Raw genomic sequence first — 17,322 nt, forward strand, 5'->3', positions numbered from 1 at the left:
ATGCCGCATCACGGTAACGAGGAAGAGCACAGCTCTTCCAAAGACCAGCAGCATCACCGCGACAGCCACGAGAACGAGCGCGGGGACAACGAGCCGCAGAAGCCGATCATCCGGGACAACCGCAAGGTTGACCCGGAGACCGGCGCGGCCCGCCACCCCGAGCGCGAAGGCCACGCGGACAAGGCAGGCAAAACTGCCGAAACCGAGGGCGACGCCCTTTCCCAGGCCGAGGACATCCTCAACAGCGTTGAGGTTCCTGCCGAGGAATCGGTGGCGCAGGGAGTGGGCGCAGCGGAAGCGGAGGAACTCAAGAACGACCTCCGCCGCCTGCAGGCCGAGTATGTCAACTACCGCAAGCGCGTCGAACGCGACCGTGCCGTGGCAGGGGAGATGGCCGTCATCGGCGTCCTGAATTCCCTGCTTCCGGTACTGGACGACGTCGACGCAGCCCGCCAGCACGGCGACCTTGCCGACGGCCCGTTCGCCGCGATCGCCGCCAAGCTGGAGAACGCGCTGAAGACCTACGGCCTGGTGCGCATCGATGAGACCGGAGTGGAGTTCGATCCCACGATCCACGAGGCCCTCATCCAGCAGCCCGGCGAGGACGTCGAAATCGACACCGTCAGCCAGGTCCTGCGCTCCGGCTACAAGTCCGGCGAGCGGGTCCTCAGAGCAGCACAGGTTATTGTTGCAGTCCCTGCATAAGTAGCCCAAACATAGCGCGAAGCAGGTGATGAGCCCGGGGCGGGTCCCAACCTGCGCCGGACGGACAAGGGGGCCCCGCCCCTACGCGTGGCGGCTTTGGTCCTTCGGACCGAAGCCGCCACGCTCCGGCAGGCCCGATGCCACTCCCGGCCCCCTTATCCGTCCGTCGCTCAGCGGTAGTCTCGCCTTAACGCTTTTTGTACTTTTGAAAGGAAACGCCATTGGCTAGCCAGGACTGGGTCGACAAGGATTTCTATAAGATCCTTGGAGTCGCCAAGGACGCTTCCGACGCCGATATCAAGAAGGCCTACCGGAAGCTTGCGCGGCTGCACCACCCGGACACTAACGCGGGTGACGTGGCTTCGGAGAAGAAGTTCAAGGACATCTCCGAGGCCTATTCGGTGCTCTCGGACCCGGATGAGCGGCAGCAGTATGACGCTGTCCGTGCCATGGGCGGCGGCGCGCGGTTTGCTCCCGGCGGCGGGGGCGGAGCGCCTGGCGGTGCCGGCTTCGAAGACCTCTTCGGCGGTCTGTTCACCGGTGGCAGCGGCCGTCACTCCGGTGGCTACAGCGCCTCGGGCGGCATTCCGCCGGAGTTCGCCGACCTGTTCGGCGGAGGCTTCGGCGGCGCAGGCGGCCCCGCGGGCTACCAGCGCGCGCCGCAGAAGGGCGCCGACCGCACGGCGACCACCACGATTTCATTCGCGGGTTCCATCCGCGGCACCACCATCGGCCTGCGCGAACCTGACGGCGACGTCATCGATGTCCGTGTTCCGGCAGGCATCAAGGACGGCCAGAAGGTCCGCGTCCGCGGCAAGGGCCAGTACGGTCCCGCCGGCAACGGCGACCTCATGGTCACCGTGAACGTCAAGGGCCACGACTTCTACACCCGCGACGGCGACAACCTCCGCATCCACGTTCCGGTCTCCTTCCCGGAGGCGGCCCTGGGCGCTGACATCGAGGTGCCCACGATCGACGGCGAGAAGGTCAAGGTCCGCGTTCCCGCAGGAACGCCGTCCGGACGCACGCTGCGCGTCAAGGGCCGCGGGGTCAAGCACGCCAAGGCCACCGGCGACCTGCTGGTGACCATCGACGTCGTGGTTCCGCAGAAGCTGACCAAGGAAGCGGAGGAGGCCGTGAAGACCTTCGCCGCAGCCACCGCCGGTGAGGACGTCCGCGCCGGCCTGGCAGCCAAGGCACGCCTCTAGGGTTTCGGGGGACAGGGCACGGTTTAGGGAGAGGGCGGGCATGGACATTGACTTTGATCAGCCGATCTTCGTCATCTCGGTGGCGGCTGAGCTGGCAGACATGCACCCGCAGACGCTGCGGCAGTATGACCGCCTGGGCATCGTCTCGCCCAGCCGCGCGCCCGGAAAATCCCGGCGGTACTCCCAGCGTGACGTCAACATGCTCCGAGAGGTGCAGCGGCTCTCGCACGAGGGGGTGTCGCTGGAGGGAATCAAACGGATCCTGCAGCTGGAGAACCAGGTGGCTGCGCTGCAGCGACGCGTGGGCGAACTGACAGAGGAACTGGGCCGCCGCCGCACGCCGCTGGACTCGCGCATTTTCGCCGCCGGGACCGCGGGCGATGTGGTCAGCCTGGCGCGCGGCCAGCGTCCCCGCGCCCGCTCCCAGGCCGTGGTGGTGTGGCGCCCGCGCCCCACCGACTGACCCGCAGACGGGCACGGTGGCTTTGCCTTGACAGGCGAAGCGTGCCGGAACAGAGTGGATGGTCACGCCTGTTCGCTGCCAGTCTTCATTGCCCCGGAAGGAACGCCCTCATGGCCTTTGTCTCTGTCGGAAAAGAAAACAGCACCACCGTTGAGCTGTACTACGAGGACCACGGACAGGGACAGCCGGTGGTCCTCATCCACGGGTACCCCCTCGACGGCGCCTCCTGGGAACGGCAGACGGCCGTGCTGCTGGAGGCCGGCTACCGGGTGATCACCTACGACCGCCGCGGGTTCGGCAAATCCAGCAAGCCCACCGAAGGCTACGACTACGACACCTTTGCCGCGGACCTCAATTCTCTGCTCACCGAGCTCGACCTGGCCGACGCCGTGCTGGTGGGCTTCTCGATGGGAACCGGCGAAGTGGCCCGCTACCTCAGCACCTACGGATCGGCGCGCGTGTCCAAAGCCGTGTTCCTCGGCTCCCTGGAGCCCTTCCTGCTGAAGACGGAGGACAACCCCGACGGCGTCCCCCAGGAAGTCTTCGACGGCCTGCTTGGCGCCGTGAAGGAAGACCGCTACGCGTTCTTCACAGAGTTCTTCAAGAACTTCTACAACACCGACGACACCCTTGGCAGCCGCCTCAGCGAAGAAGCGTTGCGGGCCAGCTGGGCCACCGCGGGCAAGTCCTCCGCGCATGCTTCCGTTGCTGCGCAGCCCACCTGGCTGACGGACTTCCGCGAGGACATCCCGAAGATCGACGTTCCCGCGCTGATCGTCCACGGAACGGCGGACAACATCCTGCCCATCGACGTCACCGGCCGCCGCTTCAAGGAAGCGCTGCCCGCCGCGGACTACCTGGAGATCGAGGGCGCCCCGCACGGGATGCTGTGGACCCACGCGCCGGAAATCAACGAGGCACTCCTGGCGTTCCTCAAAAAGTAGGAACGCCTCAGCCTTCCCGAGGCTGCATTACCGGAGCGGCACGCTAGCTGGTTGCGGCGTGGACCCTGAGTTGCATCAGGGCGAGGTCGATCAGCGGCGTGCCGGCCCCGAGGAGGCGTGCCCGGCGGGTGAAGTCGCCCAACAGGTGTTCCGTCTCGCCGGGGAGGCCGGCAACGACGTCGCGGTAGAGGGACGATGTGAAGGTTGATCCCGGCTGCGTAAGCATGCCCACGGACTGCTCCGTTTCGTGGTCCGGCACCGGATAGCCGGCCGCGGCCGCGACGGCACCGGCTTCGGCCAGGACGGAGTGCACGAACTCCTTGCCGCCGGGCACCGCGACGATGGCGCCCACCGGTCCCCGCATCAGGCAGGTCACGGTGCCGGCAGAGACGATGAAAACCCATTTGTGCCACATGGATGCCAAGGCATCCGCCGTGGCCGAGGCCTTGAACCCGGGCACCGTGAAGAGCTCCACCGCCTGCAGGACGCGGTCACTCGGCGGGCCGTGCTGTTCCCCGACCGTGAGTGTCGCCAGCGGATTCATCTGCAGGATGTCGCCGTCGTCGGTGACGGTAGTGACCACCTTGACGATCCCGCCCAGGACGCGTTCGGTGCCGAATGCAGCCTCCAGCGTGTCCATGTGGGCCATGCCGTTGAGGAACGGAATAATCACTGTCTCCGGCCCCACTGCCGGTGCCGCGTCGGCCAGCGCCCGGGGGAGGGCGGAGGCCTTCACTGTAACCAGCACCAGGTCATAGCGGCTGTTGAGGTCCGCCGCGGTGACAAGCGCAGGTTCGATGACGTCCTCTTGTCCCAGGCCGGTGATGCGCAGACCGCGCCGGCGCAGGGTGGCGGCCCGCCCCTCGCGGACCAGGAAGGTCACGTCCCGGCCGGCCTGCGCCAGGCGCGCGCCGAAGTATCCGCCGGTGGCGCCGGCACCGACAACCAGGATCCTTTGGGCGTTTGGCTGGCTGTTCATAGTGCTCCTCAGTGATTGTGTCGCTGCGCCGGACTGAGTACCCGGGCGTGGGCCCCGGCGCCCGGGCAGGCAGAATAGAGTACACGCTACTCGTGACGGACCGGAGCGGCAGCCGCTTGAATGGAGCACAGCTGGGTCTCACAGCTTGATTCTGGTCTCTCTGGGGGTTTTCCTTATGCGTGTTTTCTGCAATCCCGGTCTGTCACTTCCGCGCCGTGCGGCAACTCCATGCCCTGCCCAAATTGGCGGCGTCCGATGAGCGCGGGAATGGAATCCGTTGCCATGTTCGCGGGCTCGATGTCCGGGCAGGTCCTGCTGTCCCTGGGCCAGGCGATGGTGGTGGTGTGCCTCTGTTTCGACATGGTGCGTGCCCTGTCCGTGCCCAGGTCGCACCGACGCTATGTGGCCAGTACCATTTTCCGCACCCTGGCCGTGCCGTCCGTCCTGGTCATGGGCATCAGCGTGCTGGTTGACGCCGTCTTCTGGTCCTGGATGGACGTTGCCATGGGCGTCTTCGTGATGGTGATGATCGTCTTCCGCCTGCACCACGACAAGGACGAGGACAACTGGTGGAAGGGCAAGGGCACGAAACTCGCCCGCTGGGCCCGGAAGCAGCTCTCGTCGGGACGGTCCCTCGCGCCCGCGATGGGCTGACCGTCCGGCGTTGAAACGCCGGCAGTCAAACCCTCAGTCGTTGAACAGGCCGGCCAGGTCCTCAGCCGTCAGGGAACCGCCGGAGAGCGCATCGCCCTCCATCACGTCCGCAAACAGCTGCGACTTCTTCGCCTTCAGGGCCATGACCTTTTCCTCGATGGTGTCCTTGGCAACCAGGCGGTAGACCATCACATTCCGTGCCTGCCCGATCCGGTGGGTGCGGTCCACGGCCTGAGCCTCGGAGGCCGGGTTCCACCACGGGTCCAGCAGGAACACGTAGTCGGCCTCGGTCAGGTTCAGGCCGAAGCCGCCGGCCTTGAGGCTGATCAGGAACACGGGGGCGGAGCCGTTCTTGAACTCGTTCACCACATCGGTACGGTTGCGGGTGCCGCCGTCGAGGTAGCAGAACTCGATCTTCTCCTCGACCAGCCGCTCACGGACCTTGCCCAGGAACCCGGTGAACTGGCTGAAGATCAGTGCCCGGTGCCCCTCGGCCACAAGGTCCTCCAGCTGCTCGAACAGCACGTCCAGCTTGCTGGACCGGACCCCGGACAGGGAAGGATCCACCAGGGATGCGTCCAGGCTGAGCTGGCGCAGCAGCGTCAGCGACTGGAAGATGGTGAAGCGGTTCTTGTTGACGTCGTCGATGAGGCCCAGGATCTTCTGGCGCTCCCGCTGCAGGTGGGTCTGGTACACCTTCTGGTGCCGCGGGTTCAGCACCACCTCGAGGATCTGCTCCTGCTTCGGCGGGAGGTCGTGGATGACCTGCTCCTTGGTGCGGCGCATCATGAGCGGACGGACCCGACGGCGGAGCTTGTCCAGCTGCCCCTTGTCGCCGTTCTTCTCCACCGGCTTCTGGTAATACTCAGCGAACCGCTTGGGGCTCGCGAACAGGCCGGGCGCCACAATTGAGGTGAGCGCCCAGAACTCCATCAGGTTGTTTTCCAGCGGCGTGCCGGTGATGGCCAGCTTGAACGCCGCCGGCAGCTTCCGCGCGCACTGGTAGGCCTTGGACTGGTGGTTCTTCACGAACTGGGCCTCGTCCAGCACCAGGGCCGCCCATTCGCGGGACGCGTACGCCTCGTAATCGATCCGGAACAGGGCGTAGGACGTGATCACGATGTCCGCGCCGGCCATGGCCTCGGCCGGGTCCACGCCGTTCTTCGCAAACGTCTCGCCGATGGCCCGGACGGTGAGGCCGGGAGCGAATCGTGCGGTTTCAGCTTCCCAGTTGCCCACCACGCTGGTGGGGGCCACGACCAGAAAAGGCGCGGAGCCCGGTGCGGCGGCCGCACCCGGTGCGGCGCCGTCGGAAGCCTGCGTCCCGTTGGCAACGATGCCCTCCGGAACCCGGGTGGCCTCCTTCGCCGCGCAGATCAGCGCCAGCGCCTGGACGGTCTTGCCCAGGCCCATGTCGTCAGCCAGCACCCCGCCGAGCCCGTGCCGGTAGAGGAAGCTCAGCCAGTTGAAACCCTCCAGCTGGTACGGCCGCAGCTCGGCATTCAGCGTGGCCGGCAGGGGCAGCCCTTTGATGCCGCCCTCGAGCAGCCCGCCCACGGCCTCGCGCCAGGCGGCGGCCTGCTCGTCCACAATGCCCAGGTGCGCCAGCTCGTCCCAGAGACCCGCCTGGAACCGGCTGATCTGCAGCGGTGCATCCTTGTTGTCCTGCAATGAACGGGCTTCGTCAATGAGGGCGCGCAACTGATGCAGTTCGGGCAGGTCCAGGGAGAAGTACGCGCCGCTGGGCAGGAGCATCCGGGTCTCACCGGCCGCCAGCGCGGAGAACAGCGCGGCGAAGGAAACCGGCTGGCCCTCAAGCGTGATGACAATGCCCAGGTCGAACCAGTCGCGGCTGTCCGTGGCCTTGGTGGAGATGGCCACCACGGGGGCTTCCCCGGCCTCGCGGTAGTCGGCGATGTCGCCCGCGGTGTCCACCACGACGTCCGGGGTGTTGCGGAGCTGCGGCAGCACTTCCTCGGTAAAGGCCAGGGTGTCCAGCCCGCTCAGCTCTGCTGACGCCGCCAGCCGCGGGGTGCCCCAGCCGCCCGTGGCGGATTCGCCCAGCTTGGGTACAACCTCCCAGGGCTGGCCCACGGACTCGAGGATGCGGGCTTCGGTGGGGTCGTCCCGGTAGCCATGGTCGCCCGGGTGGCGCCACAGCGGCTGTGCCGTGACCAGGTTCCCGGACTTGTAATGCCATTCCCAGTGCAGGCGCACTTTGTGGTCGGTGCCGTAGTTTGCCAGCAGGGACAACGTGGGAACGGCCAGCGTGGGCAGCTCCACGGACTCGTCCGAGGCGGTGACCCGGGCGGCCTGCTTGAGCTTGGGGTAGAAACCGGTGAGGAACCGGGTCTCGTCCCGGGCCGGAATGTGCAGGGCGCTGCCGGCCGTGACGAACGTCAGGAGTTCCTCGCTGAGGCCGCTTTCCAGGGGAGCCAGCGTGATGATCGATCCCGTGCCCACGCCCGGAAGGGCGTCTCCTCCGGACGTCAGGAAGATCCCGTGCGCAGGGCGGCCGATGGTCCCCACGGATGCCGGATCAACCACTTCCCCCTCAACGGTGATGGTGGGCGCAAGCGTCAGCCCGCCGTCGTCGGGCGTTTTCCCGTTTGAGACGGCGCCGGCTTCATCCCCGCCGGAAGCGCCGAACCGGGTCAGATTAAGCCCGACGGCGGCAGGGTCCTCCACGAACCGTACGGGTCCCAGGCCGCTGGCGTGCACCAGCGCGACGCCGATCTTCCGCGCCTGGGCCAGCAGGCTCCACAGGTTTTTCCCGGCGTAGGTGTTCAGTCCCAGCCAGGGCGCGGTGGAATTGTGCTGGCGGTTGGCGAGGGCGGTGTGGGACGCAAGGAATTCCTGCATCCACTCCACGTGCGACTCGTTGCATTCGCGCCGGTAGTTGAGGTAGCTGAGCGTGTTCCAGGAGACGTCGCCGCGGATCCACTTGCCCTTGGCGCCCATGATCACCGGGCGCGCCTTGAGCTGGCGCACGCTGCGGAGCGGATCACGCCGGCCGGTGTAGGAGAAGTGCGGGGCAGGCTCTTCGATGTCGAACTGCAGGGCCAGCGGGATGCCGTTGGTGGACTGGGTGATTCCCGGCCGGGCAATGAGCGGGCCCAGTGCCTGCTCCCAGTCCGGCATCTCCTGCGCGAGCGGCTCACGGGCCAACCGGGTGGCCTCGGCCGGGGTTAGCAGCTGGACGCGGGTGGCCGGATTGTCCTCCGCGGCGAAGAGCAGCGCGGCCACGTGCTTGCAGTCCTTCCGCACGGGGCAGCTGCAGACGCCCACGGTGCAGCTCCAGCCGCCCGCCTTCCGGACCAGCTTCGCAGTGGTTGAATAGGGCGCGTCCGAACCGCCGCGGACCTTGCCGAGCATCAGGCCGGTGGCGGCATCGAAGGAAATCCCCGAGACCCGGCTGCCCATGGCGTAGGCGAGTCCGGCCGCGAGGGAGCGGTCGTTGATCGCGGGGGTCTGTATTGCCAGTGCCGCACTCTCGTCCGGTTGGGATGGCATGGTGCGCGCTACTTTCAGCAGGTCAAAAATCTGCAGGTTATCTGACCCATCTTACCGAGCCGGGACAGGCCCTGAAACTTCGCCCAACGTTCAACTCCTCCTCAACCCGCGGACCCGTCCGCGGCATAGCGTGAAAGGGTCCTGAGCACCACCCGCTTTCAGCAGTGAGGATTTCCCATGAGCACCGGTCAGCCAGCCAGCAAACACCCCGTTGTCCTGACAATCGATAGCGCCGCGGCGGCCAACGAGGACGTTGTGGATTCCAACGTGACGGTGGTCAACGCCATGTACGCGGAACTGCTCGACGCCCCGGAAATTGCGCCGAACGCCCTGCGCAGCTACTACGTTGACTTCTACCTCACCCAGGCGCTGGCCGGCGGCTTCGCGCAGTACGTCTTCACCGTGCCGGAACGCGAAGAGATCGACGCCTACGTCCGCGAAGGCCTGGAAGGCATGGGCGCCACCGCCCACCTGGCGCTGTTCAACCGCGCCGCCGCGGCTTTTGATGCACTCTCCGAAGACGACGCCGACACCTATCTGGACGGGGACACTGAGCATTTTGACGATGCCGACGACCGCCGGAGCGCCACCGCGGAGGCCGCGCGGTCTGCCGAGGCGGTCCGGGAACTCGAGGGGATCGACGACGACTTCGAGTCGCTGCTGGAGACCGAGGACATCCTTGCGCTGAACGCCGCGTGGCTCCGCAGCCAGGAAGGCCTGCTGGTACTGGCCGACGAGCAGCTGGAGCTGCACATCGCAGAGCGCGTGGCGCAGATCCCCAACCTGGCCGAACGGCAGGCCGAGGCGGCGGAAGAGGCCCTTGAGAACGCGCCGGAGTTCGAACTGATCATCCGCGAACTGTGCGACGTCGCCGGCCACGAGCTGCAGAAAATCACCATGGGCGATCCCAACTACGAGCACAACGGCGAGACTGTCCTGGCCTGGCACTTCACCACGGACCACGGTGATTTCATCATGGTGGAAGACGACGATGAGGCTTACATGGTCAGCCCCTCGACCAAGGAAATTGTTGCTGCGGTTGAGTTCGAAGAGGCTGACGCCTAGGTCCCTGCGCCGGGGCTGCGGCCACCGCAGCGGGAACACCGGGGTGCATCCCCTGTAAAATTGAGTGAAATCAGACCAGAATGCGGAACGCCGGCGCCGGCTATAAACCCGGCGCCGGCGTTTTTGCATCACGATGATCGGTGGACATGTCACTCAGGTTTCTTCCCAGCAAACTCACGCCACGGGCCCTGTGGGCCGCGGTGGCCGCTGCCGCTGCCTTGGTGCTGGTGGCGGTGGCCCTGGTGGTGGGGTTGGGGTCCCGGCCGGACCCGGGCAGCCCGGCCGGGCAAGCGCTGGCTGACGTCGCCAAGGCGCAGTCGGAAGCCAAGGATGCAAAGGGCCGTTACGGCTCATTCTGGCTGGCCGGGGGAGACCGCAGCCTGGAGGGCCTGGCGCATCCGCTGCGGACCGAGGGCGTCTCCGACCTGCGCACCATCGAATGCGCCGACGGCTGGGTGGCCGCCGCCCGGCTGGGCCAGGACGTCTATGTGCGGTCCAGCGTGCGGGACCAGGTGGTGCGGGCAGGTTCCGCGGAGATTCCCCGGCCCGGCTGCATCACTCCCGAAGCGGTGGATGCCATGCTGGCCGACCTCGGCGCCGGACCGGAGGTGCCCGCACCGGCAGAATCGGCGTTCGCGCGTCCGGACGGAGCCTCCGCCTACCGGCCCAGCTATCACATCACGCCCCGGGAAAACTGGATGAACGATCCCCAGCGGCCCTTCTGGCTGGACGGTCAGTGGCACTACTACTACCTCTACAACTCCGGATACCCAAGCGAGAACGGCACCGAGTGGTACCACCTCACCAGTAACGACCTGGTGCACTGGAAGGACGAGGGGGTGGCCATTGAAAAGTACAAGAACGGACTTGGAGACATCGAGACGGGCAGCGCCGTGGTGGACCACGGGAACTCCGCAGGGTTCGGCAAGGACGCCGTTATCGCCGTTATGACCCAGCAGGACGAGGGGGTGCAGCGGCAGTCGCTGTTCTACTCCACCGACAAGGGGTATTCGTTCAAGGCCTATGACGGCAACCCGGTGATGGAGAACCCCGGGGAGCAGCACTGGCGCGACCCGAAGATCATCCGCGATGAAGCCAACAACCAGTGGGTCATGGCCTTGGCGGAGGGCGCGAAGATCGGACTGTACGCATCCTCCAACCTGAAGGAATGGCACTACCTGTCCGGTTTTGAGCGCGAAGGCCTGGGAGTCCTTGAGTGCCCCGAGCTATTCCAGCTCGACGTTGACGGCGACCCGGCCAAGCGGACATGGGTGCTCGCCGCCAGCGCCAACGGAGCCGAGGAGGGAAAGTCCACTGGCGTGGCCTACTGGACCGGAACCTGGGACGGCACACGCTTCACGCCGTCGGACGAGAAGCACCAGTGGCTCGACGACGGCTCGGATTTCTACGCCGCCGTGACCTGGGACGACCCACGGCTCACGGAAAGCCAGCGCATGGGTTCCCGCCATGCCATCGCCTGGCTGAACAACTGGGCCTATGCGCGAAAGCTGCCCACGGAAGACTGGCACGGCGGCGCCCATACGGTGGTCAGGGACATCCGGCTGAAGACCGTTTCCGGCAAGCCCACGCTCGTCTCCACGCCCACCAGTGCGCTGAAGTCATTGGAAGGCGGGACGGTCACTGTGGAGGACAGGAAACTGACTCCGGACGGTGCCGGCGAGCTGCCCGGACCGGACTCTTCCGGGCCCGATGGCGGAGCGTACCGGCTTGACCTGACGCTCGAACGCGCGGCCGGGGACGACGGCTCCGAGGCCAAGGTGGAGCTGTTGGCCGAAAACGGGGTCTTCGCCACGGTGGGCTATGACTTCGAATCGGACACCGCCTTCGTCGCGCGTGACGGCGCAGCCAAGGAAACCGCCGGACTCGCACCCGACTACGGCACGGTCCGGCGGGCGGAATCTGCGCCCCGCGACGGCAAGGTCCAGCTGACAATCTATGTCGACTACAGCTCCGTTGAGGTGTTCGTCAACGACGGCGAGAAGACCCTGACATCGCTGGCGTTTCCCGCGGGCGCTCCCAAGGGGCTGAAGGCATTGACCAAGGACGGGACACTGACGCTGAAGTCCTTCAGCTACACGCCGATGGCTGCCGCGTCCTGATCCGCCCGGTGAAGAGCTGCCCGGTCCGGGGCCGCGGCGTCCTGGGCCGCCCGGAGTTCGTCGAGGGTGGGCGGGTTGGCGCCGGGACGGCTGACCGTGATCGCCGCCGCCGCAGATGCTGTCCGGCCGATGGCTTCGAGCACGGAAGGAGCCAGCCCGGCGGTGCCGCGGGTCAGCAGCCCCAGGATCAGGGCAGCCATGTACGAATCGCCCGCGCCGATGGTGTCCGCCACGGACGTGGTCACGGACGGAACATGAAGACTGCCTTCAGCCGCGCGGAGCAGTGATCCTTCGGCTCCGGCCGTTATGACGGCAAGCCCGGTGCCCAGGGCCAGGATCCTCTCCGCGGTCTGCTCCAGGTCCTGCCCCGGGTACAGCCAGTGGGCGTCTTCGTCGCTGAGTTTGACGACGTCGGTCAGGGGGACGAGTTCCTCGAACAGCGACTTCGCTTCACTGTGGCTGCCGAGCAGTGCCGGCCTGATGTTGGGATCGTAGGTGACCATGCAATCCCGGTGTGCCTGCTCCAGCAGGGTCCGGACGGCGGCGGCGCCCGGTGCCAGGAACGTGGCGATCGAGCCGGTGTGCAGGACCTTCGGAAAGAAGGCCGGAGCCAGCGCCTCCAGCCGCCAGTCGATGTCGAAGACGTAGCTGGCTGAACCGTCCGCGGCGATCGTGGCCGTTGCCGAGGCAGTGCGTTCGAGGGAACGGGCCCCCGGCAGCAGCACGACTCCGGCGCTGGACAGGTGGGCTTCGATCGCCGCCCCGCGGGCGTCGTCGCCGATTGCCGTCAGCAACCCGGTGCTGACCCCCAGCCGGCCGAGCCCGTAAGCGACGTTGGCCGGCGAACCGCCGGGGTGCTCCACGTCGCCGTCGGGACGGCTGACGACGTCGATCAGCGCCTCGCCGACGACGATGACGTCGGGGCTGTCGGCAGGGGAGGAGTGCGAACCGGGATTGAACATTGGATCTCTTTCGTGAAGCCGTCCGCGGACCGGTGATCCGGTCCGCGGACGGAGTTTTGGTGAAACTACTGCGGCGCTCAGGCCGTGGCCGCGCCCGTCATGATAGCCACCGCATCGGTCATGCTGTGCGACTGCGGCGTGATGGTGGCAGCGCATTTGCCGAGGCGCTGGATGTGGATACGATCGGCGACGTCGAACACGTGCGGCATGTTGTGGCTGATCAGGATGACGGGGAGCCCGCGGTCCCGCAGGTCGCGGACCAGTTGCAGGACCTGGTTGGATTCGCGCACGCCGAGCGCCGCCGTCGGCTCGTCCAGGACCACCACCTTGGAGCCGAAGGCCGCGGCCCGCGCCACGGCCACAGCCTGGCGCTGGCCGCCGGACAGGTTCTCCACGGGGACCGTCACGTCCTGCAGTGTCGAGATGCCCAGCCGGGTCAGCTCTTCCTTGGCCTTGCGGCGCATGCCCTTGGTGTCGAGGACGCGGAAGATGCTGCCGAGCGGCCCGGGCAGGCGTTCCTCCCGGCCCAGGAAGAGGTTGGAGGCCACGTCCAGGGCAGGCGAGACTGCCAGGTTCTGGTACACGGTTTCAATGCCGTGGACGCGGGCGTCCTGAGGGCGTTTGAAGTGCACCTGCTTGCCGGAAACCATGAGTTCGCCCGAGTCCGGAATCTCGGCGCCGGTGAGGCATTTGATGAGCGTGGATTTGCCGGCGCCGTTGTCGCCGATGATGGCCAGGACTTCGCCGGGGTACAGGTCGAGGCTGACCCCGTCCAGCCCCACTACCCGGCCGAAGGTCTTGACGAGGTTCCTGGCCTGCAGGATGGGCTCACGCACGGTGGTTTTAGCGGGCTCCATGTGGGTGGCGGTCATGATTTCACCTTTCGGATCCACTGGTCGATGGACACAGCGAGGATGATGAGGACGCCCACGGCGAGGGTCTGGTAGAGCACGTCCAGGCCGGCGAGGGAGAGTCCGTTGCGGAAGACACCGACGATCAGGGCGCCGAGGAGGGTTCCCCAGACCGAGCCGCGGCCGCCGAAGAGGCTGGTTCCGCCGATGACGACGGCGGTGATGGAGTCCAGGTTCAGGTCGACGCCGGCGTTGGGGCTGGCGGCGTTGGTCCGGCCGATCTGGATCCAGGCGCCGATGGCCAGGACGGCGCCGGCGGCGAGGTAAACGCTCATGAGGACTTTGTTTACGGCGATACCGGCCAGCCGGGCGGCTTCCTTGTCGTCGCCCACGGCGTAGACGTGCCGGCCCCAGGCGGTTTTGCCGAGGATGAACGCGATGGCGATGTAGAGCAGCAGCATTACAACGACGCCGGTGGAAATCCGCACCGGGCCCACCGGGAAGGTGGATCCGGTCCAAGTCAGCAGGCCCGGCATCGCCGAGCCGCGCACGGTGGCCCCGTTGGAGTAGAGAAGGGTCAGTGCGATGAAGATGTTCAGTGTGCCCAGGGTGACGATGAACGGGGGGAGTCGGAACCTGGTGACCAGGAACCCGTTCAAGGCTCCGGCGGCGAGTCCGATGACCAGGCCTGCGAGCAGCGCGACGGGCGCGGGCAGTCCGTTGTTGACGGCGAGTTGGGCCACGACCATGGAGGAGAGGATCATGACAGCACCGACGGAAAGGTCGATGCCGGCCGTGAGGATGATGAGGGTCTGGGCGATGGCCAGGGTGCCGACGACGGAGACCTGCTGCGTAATCAGGGAGAGGTTTTCAACCCGCAGGAACCTGTCATTGAGCAGGCCGAACACGACCACCGCGATGACGAGGACGAGGGCAGGGCTGACGGCGGGGTAACGGTGGAGGATATTGCGTATCCGGCTAAGCGGCGTCTGCCGGTCGAGGAATTCCTCCGCCAGGTCGGCATGCCCGGCGCTGGGCGGGCCGGCGGTCTGTTGCTGGGTCACGATATGTCCTGATCTTCGATGATGATTGCTAGTGCGTAGCTGGCTAGCTCGGGAGATGAAGTGCGGGGCGGCCGAACGGGCTCCGACCTCCCCGCACTCGGTGAACCTGCGTGGCTACTTTCCCCAGCAGATGTCGGTTGCCGCGGTGGTGGTGATGCTCTTGATGCCGTCGGCCGGTTTGTCAGTGACGAGTTCGACGCCGGTGTTGTAGAAGTCCAGGCCCTCTGAGTTGGCGGGCTTCTTGCCGGTCTTGGCCAGGTCCACGATGGCCTTCACACCCAGTTCGGCCATCTTGACCGGGTACTGCTGTGCAGTGGCGCCGATGACGCCTGACTTGACGTTGTTCACGCCCGTGCAGCCGCCGTCGATGGAGACCACCAGGACGTCCTTTTCCTTGCCGGCGGACTTCAGGGCCTCATACGCTCCGGCGGCTGCCGGTTCGTTGATGGTGTAGATGACGTTGATGTTGGGGTTCTTGGCGAGGAGGGTTTCCATGGCTGTGCGGCCGCCGTCCTCGTTGCCCTGGGATGCCTGGTTGCCGACGATCTCGTAGTCGCCGCCCTTGCCCCCGGTGTACTTGCCGGTCTTGGCCTCGTCGCCGTTCTTCTTCGCGTCGGCGGTGTCGATGCCGAGCCCGGTGAGGAAGCCCTGGTCGCGGTTGTAGTCGACCGAGACGATCTTGTCATCGAAGAGGTCTACGAGGGCGATGGTGGCTTTTTTCCCGCCGAGCTGGGCCGCGGTCCATTTGCCGATGAGCTCACCGGCGGCGAAGTTGTCCGTGGCGAAGGTGATGTCGGCGGCGTCCGCCGGGTCCGGGGGAGTGTCCAGAGCGATGACGAAGAGGCCAGCGTCCTTGGCCTTCTTAAGGGCGTCGACGACGGACGGTCCGTTGGGGGTGATCAGGATGCCCTTGTCGCCCTTGGAGATGGCGTTTTCGATGGCCTGGATCTGGGTGTCCTCGTCGCCGTCGGCCTTGCCGGCTGCCAGCTTGAGGTCCACGCCGCCGGATTCGGCGGCCTTCTTGGCGCCGTCCTGCATGGAGACAAAGAACGGGTTCGCGGTGGTCTTGACGATCAGCGAGACGCCGATCTTGTCCGACGACGAACCGCTGGTGGAGCCCGCGGAGGAGGTGTTTCCGCCGCACGCCGTCAGGCTGAGCGTGCCGAGCGTCAGGACGGCGCCGAGGGCGAACAAACGGGTTGCGACGGTCCGTGGGGCTGTGGAACTCAACATTGAATCTCCTGTTTCCGTGGCACGTGTTGTGCCTGACAACGATGTCATAGAATATGTAACCAAGCTCACAAGGTAGAGTCAAGGCATAAATCGATAATGAAGGACGAGGTTTGACAACGATGTCTAATCGTTACCAAGCAGAGGCAACCCAGAGCAGGCCCACAATGCGCCATGTGGCGGCGCTGGCCGGGGTTGGCATCAAGACGGTGTCGCGCGTCATGAACGATGAACCGGGCGTTTCCGAGTCCACCCGGCTCCGCGTCCTCGGGGCCTCCCAGCAGCTCAACTACCAGCTGGACATGGCCGCGGGAAGCCTCCGGCGGACCGGGCGGCAGACGCTGAGCATCGGCCTGCTGCTGCCCAGCGTGTCCAACCCGTTCAGCGGAGAGATCCACCGGGCGCTGGAGGACTCACTCGCTGAACGCGGGATCGCGGTGTTCGCCGCCAGCCTGGACGACGATCCCCAGCGTGAGAAAGCGCTGGTCGCCGCATTCCTGGGCCGGCGGGTGGACGGCCTGGTGCTGACGCCGATTGCCAAGAGCCAGGCATACGTCATCCCGGAGCACTCCCGGGACCTGCCCATGGTGTTCATCGACCGCGAACCCGTGGGCATCGACGCCGATGCCGTGGTGACGGACAACGCCGTCGGTGCCGCTACAGCGGCCTCCCATCTGCTGGCCCACGGACACCGGAAGCTCGCCTACCTGGGCGACCGCATCGAAATCCAAACAGCGCGGGAACGGAGGCAGGGCTTCATCGGGGAACTGGGGAGGGCCGGTCTCGCCACGTCAGCTGTTCCCATCCGCGAAGGACTGCATGACGAGGAGTCGGCGCGGCTGGCGGCACTGGAGCTGCTGGCCTCCGACGACCCGCCCACCGCCATTTTTTCCAGCCAGAACCTGGTCACCTTTGGAGTGATGAGGGCGCTCAAGGAGCTGGGTGCCAGCAAGCGCGTGGCCCTGGTGGGGTTCGACGACTTCACGCTGGCGGACATGATGGAACCGGGGATCACCGTGATTGCCCAGCACCCGGAGCGGATAGGCAAGCTCGCAGCCGAGCGCCTGCTGGCCCGCATCGACGGTGACAGGGTTGCCCCGACAACGTACATCGTGCCGTCGGAACTCATCGTTCGGGGGTCCGGTGAGATCCCGCCGTCCTGAGCGACCGGCCTGGTCCGCTTTTGCCTCGCCCCACACAGCCCCAGTGCAAACACATCCTTGAAAGGGAGCACCATGACCAAAACGCTTTACGCCGAATTCACGGTCAAGCCCGGCAGCGAAGCCCGGGTGGCCGAAATGATGCGCGAACTCACCGAGAAGGTGCGCAGCGAACCGGGCAACCAACTGTTCCTGCCCTACACGCGTGAGTCGAACCCGAGGGAGTACTTCGTCTTCGAGGTGTACCGGGACGAGGCCGCGTTCCAGGAACACATCAGCGCGGACTACGGTGCGGCCTTCAATGGAGAGTTGGTGCGCCACATCGAAGGGGACGGCTCGGTTCTGACCTGGCTGCAGCCCCAGGCCTAGGGATTTCTCGGGAGAGAGGGCCGGTGCCCGCGGGG

General features: G+C 66.4%; 15 protein-coding genes. 9 read left to right on the forward strand and 6 right to left on the reverse strand.

Annotated features, from left to right (window positions below):
- From AB0N24_RS11405 to AB0N24_RS11420, 4 genes are all read left to right on the forward strand, one after another.
- Positions 1-705: a nucleotide exchange factor GrpE gene (locus AB0N24_RS11405; RefSeq protein WP_364123853.1), complete on the forward strand. Its 705-nt coding sequence runs from the start codon at positions 1-3 to the stop codon at positions 703-705.
- A gap of 221 nt (positions 706-926) precedes the next feature.
- Entirely contained in the window at positions 927-1,913 is a 987-nt protein-coding gene (locus AB0N24_RS11410; protein WP_364123855.1) for a DnaJ C-terminal domain-containing protein, read from the forward strand.
- Between the two features lie 40 nt (positions 1,914-1,953).
- On the forward strand, positions 1,954-2,376 hold the full coding sequence (locus AB0N24_RS11415) for a helix-turn-helix transcriptional regulator (protein WP_214949717.1): 423 nt from the start codon (positions 1,954-1,956) through the stop codon (positions 2,374-2,376).
- Between the two features lie 110 nt (positions 2,377-2,486).
- On the forward strand, positions 2,487-3,320 hold the full coding sequence (locus AB0N24_RS11420) for an alpha/beta hydrolase (protein WP_364123857.1): 834 nt from the start codon (positions 2,487-2,489) through the stop codon (positions 3,318-3,320).
- A gap of 43 nt (positions 3,321-3,363) precedes the next feature.
- On the opposite strand, the gene AB0N24_RS11425 is transcribed toward AB0N24_RS11420, so the two are convergent.
- Positions 3,364-4,299 (reverse strand): ketopantoate reductase family protein, encoded by a 936-nt coding sequence (locus AB0N24_RS11425; protein WP_364123859.1) that lies wholly within the window; start codon positions 4,297-4,299, stop codon positions 3,364-3,366.
- A 267-nt stretch (positions 4,300-4,566) separates the two neighbouring features.
- Between AB0N24_RS11425 and AB0N24_RS11430 the strand changes: the two genes are divergently transcribed.
- Positions 4,567-4,953, forward strand: coding sequence for a hypothetical protein (locus AB0N24_RS11430; RefSeq protein WP_104174728.1), 387 nt, complete (start codon positions 4,567-4,569; stop codon positions 4,951-4,953).
- A gap of 33 nt (positions 4,954-4,986) precedes the next feature.
- Here the strand turns inward: AB0N24_RS11430 and AB0N24_RS11435 are convergent, their stop codons facing one another.
- Complete coding sequence (locus AB0N24_RS11435; protein ID WP_364123861.1) at positions 4,987-8,466, reverse strand: DEAD/DEAH box helicase; 3,480 nt, start codon at positions 8,464-8,466, stop codon at positions 4,987-4,989.
- A 177-nt stretch (positions 8,467-8,643) separates the two neighbouring features.
- On the opposite strand from AB0N24_RS11435, the gene AB0N24_RS11440 reads away from it, so the two are divergent.
- Both AB0N24_RS11440 and AB0N24_RS11445 read left to right on the forward strand, forming a co-directional pair.
- The gene (locus AB0N24_RS11440) at positions 8,644-9,531 is read left to right on the forward strand and encodes a hypothetical protein (RefSeq protein WP_364123863.1); all 888 of its coding nucleotides are present in this window, start codon (positions 8,644-8,646) and stop codon (positions 9,529-9,531) included.
- Positions 9,532-9,677: 146 nt separating this feature from the next.
- On the forward strand, positions 9,678-11,651 hold the full coding sequence (locus AB0N24_RS11445) for a glycoside hydrolase family 32 protein (protein ID WP_364123865.1): 1,974 nt from the start codon (positions 9,678-9,680) through the stop codon (positions 11,649-11,651).
- Here the strand turns inward: AB0N24_RS11445 and AB0N24_RS11450 are convergent.
- The 4 genes from AB0N24_RS11450 to AB0N24_RS11465 all read right to left on the reverse strand — a co-directional run bounded on the left by AB0N24_RS11450 (position 11,624) and on the right by AB0N24_RS11465 (position 15,761).
- Positions 11,624-12,613 (reverse strand): carbohydrate kinase, encoded by a 990-nt coding sequence (locus AB0N24_RS11450; protein ID WP_364123867.1) that lies wholly within the window; start codon positions 12,611-12,613, stop codon positions 11,624-11,626. The two genes, AB0N24_RS11445 and AB0N24_RS11450, sit on opposite strands and share 28 nt — an antisense overlap.
- Before the next feature lie 77 nt (positions 12,614-12,690).
- Positions 12,691-13,485: an ATP-binding cassette domain-containing protein gene (locus AB0N24_RS11455; protein ID WP_364123869.1), complete on the reverse strand. Its 795-nt coding sequence runs from the start codon at positions 13,483-13,485 to the stop codon at positions 12,691-12,693.
- Positions 13,482-14,528, reverse strand: coding sequence for an ABC transporter permease (locus tag AB0N24_RS11460; protein ID WP_364123870.1), 1,047 nt, complete (start codon positions 14,526-14,528; stop codon positions 13,482-13,484). The genes AB0N24_RS11455 and AB0N24_RS11460 overlap by 4 nt, the downstream gene beginning before the upstream one ends.
- Before the next feature lie 114 nt (positions 14,529-14,642).
- Entirely contained in the window at positions 14,643-15,761 is a 1,119-nt protein-coding gene (locus AB0N24_RS11465; protein WP_364123871.1) for a substrate-binding domain-containing protein, read from the reverse strand.
- Between the two features lie 164 nt (positions 15,762-15,925).
- On the opposite strand from AB0N24_RS11465, the gene AB0N24_RS11470 reads away from it, so the two are divergent.
- Positions 15,926-16,921: a LacI family DNA-binding transcriptional regulator gene (locus tag AB0N24_RS11470; protein ID WP_364124079.1), complete on the forward strand. Its 996-nt coding sequence runs from the start codon at positions 15,926-15,928 to the stop codon at positions 16,919-16,921.
- Between the two features lie 72 nt (positions 16,922-16,993).
- Positions 16,994-17,287: a putative quinol monooxygenase gene (locus AB0N24_RS11475; RefSeq protein ID WP_364123873.1), complete on the forward strand. Its 294-nt coding sequence runs from the start codon at positions 16,994-16,996 to the stop codon at positions 17,285-17,287.
- The last annotated feature ends 35 nt before the right edge of the window (positions 17,288-17,322 follow it).

It is taken from the genome of Arthrobacter sp. NPDC093128 (assembly GCF_040683875.1).
GTDB lineage: Bacteria > Actinomycetota > Actinomycetes > Actinomycetales > Micrococcaceae > Arthrobacter.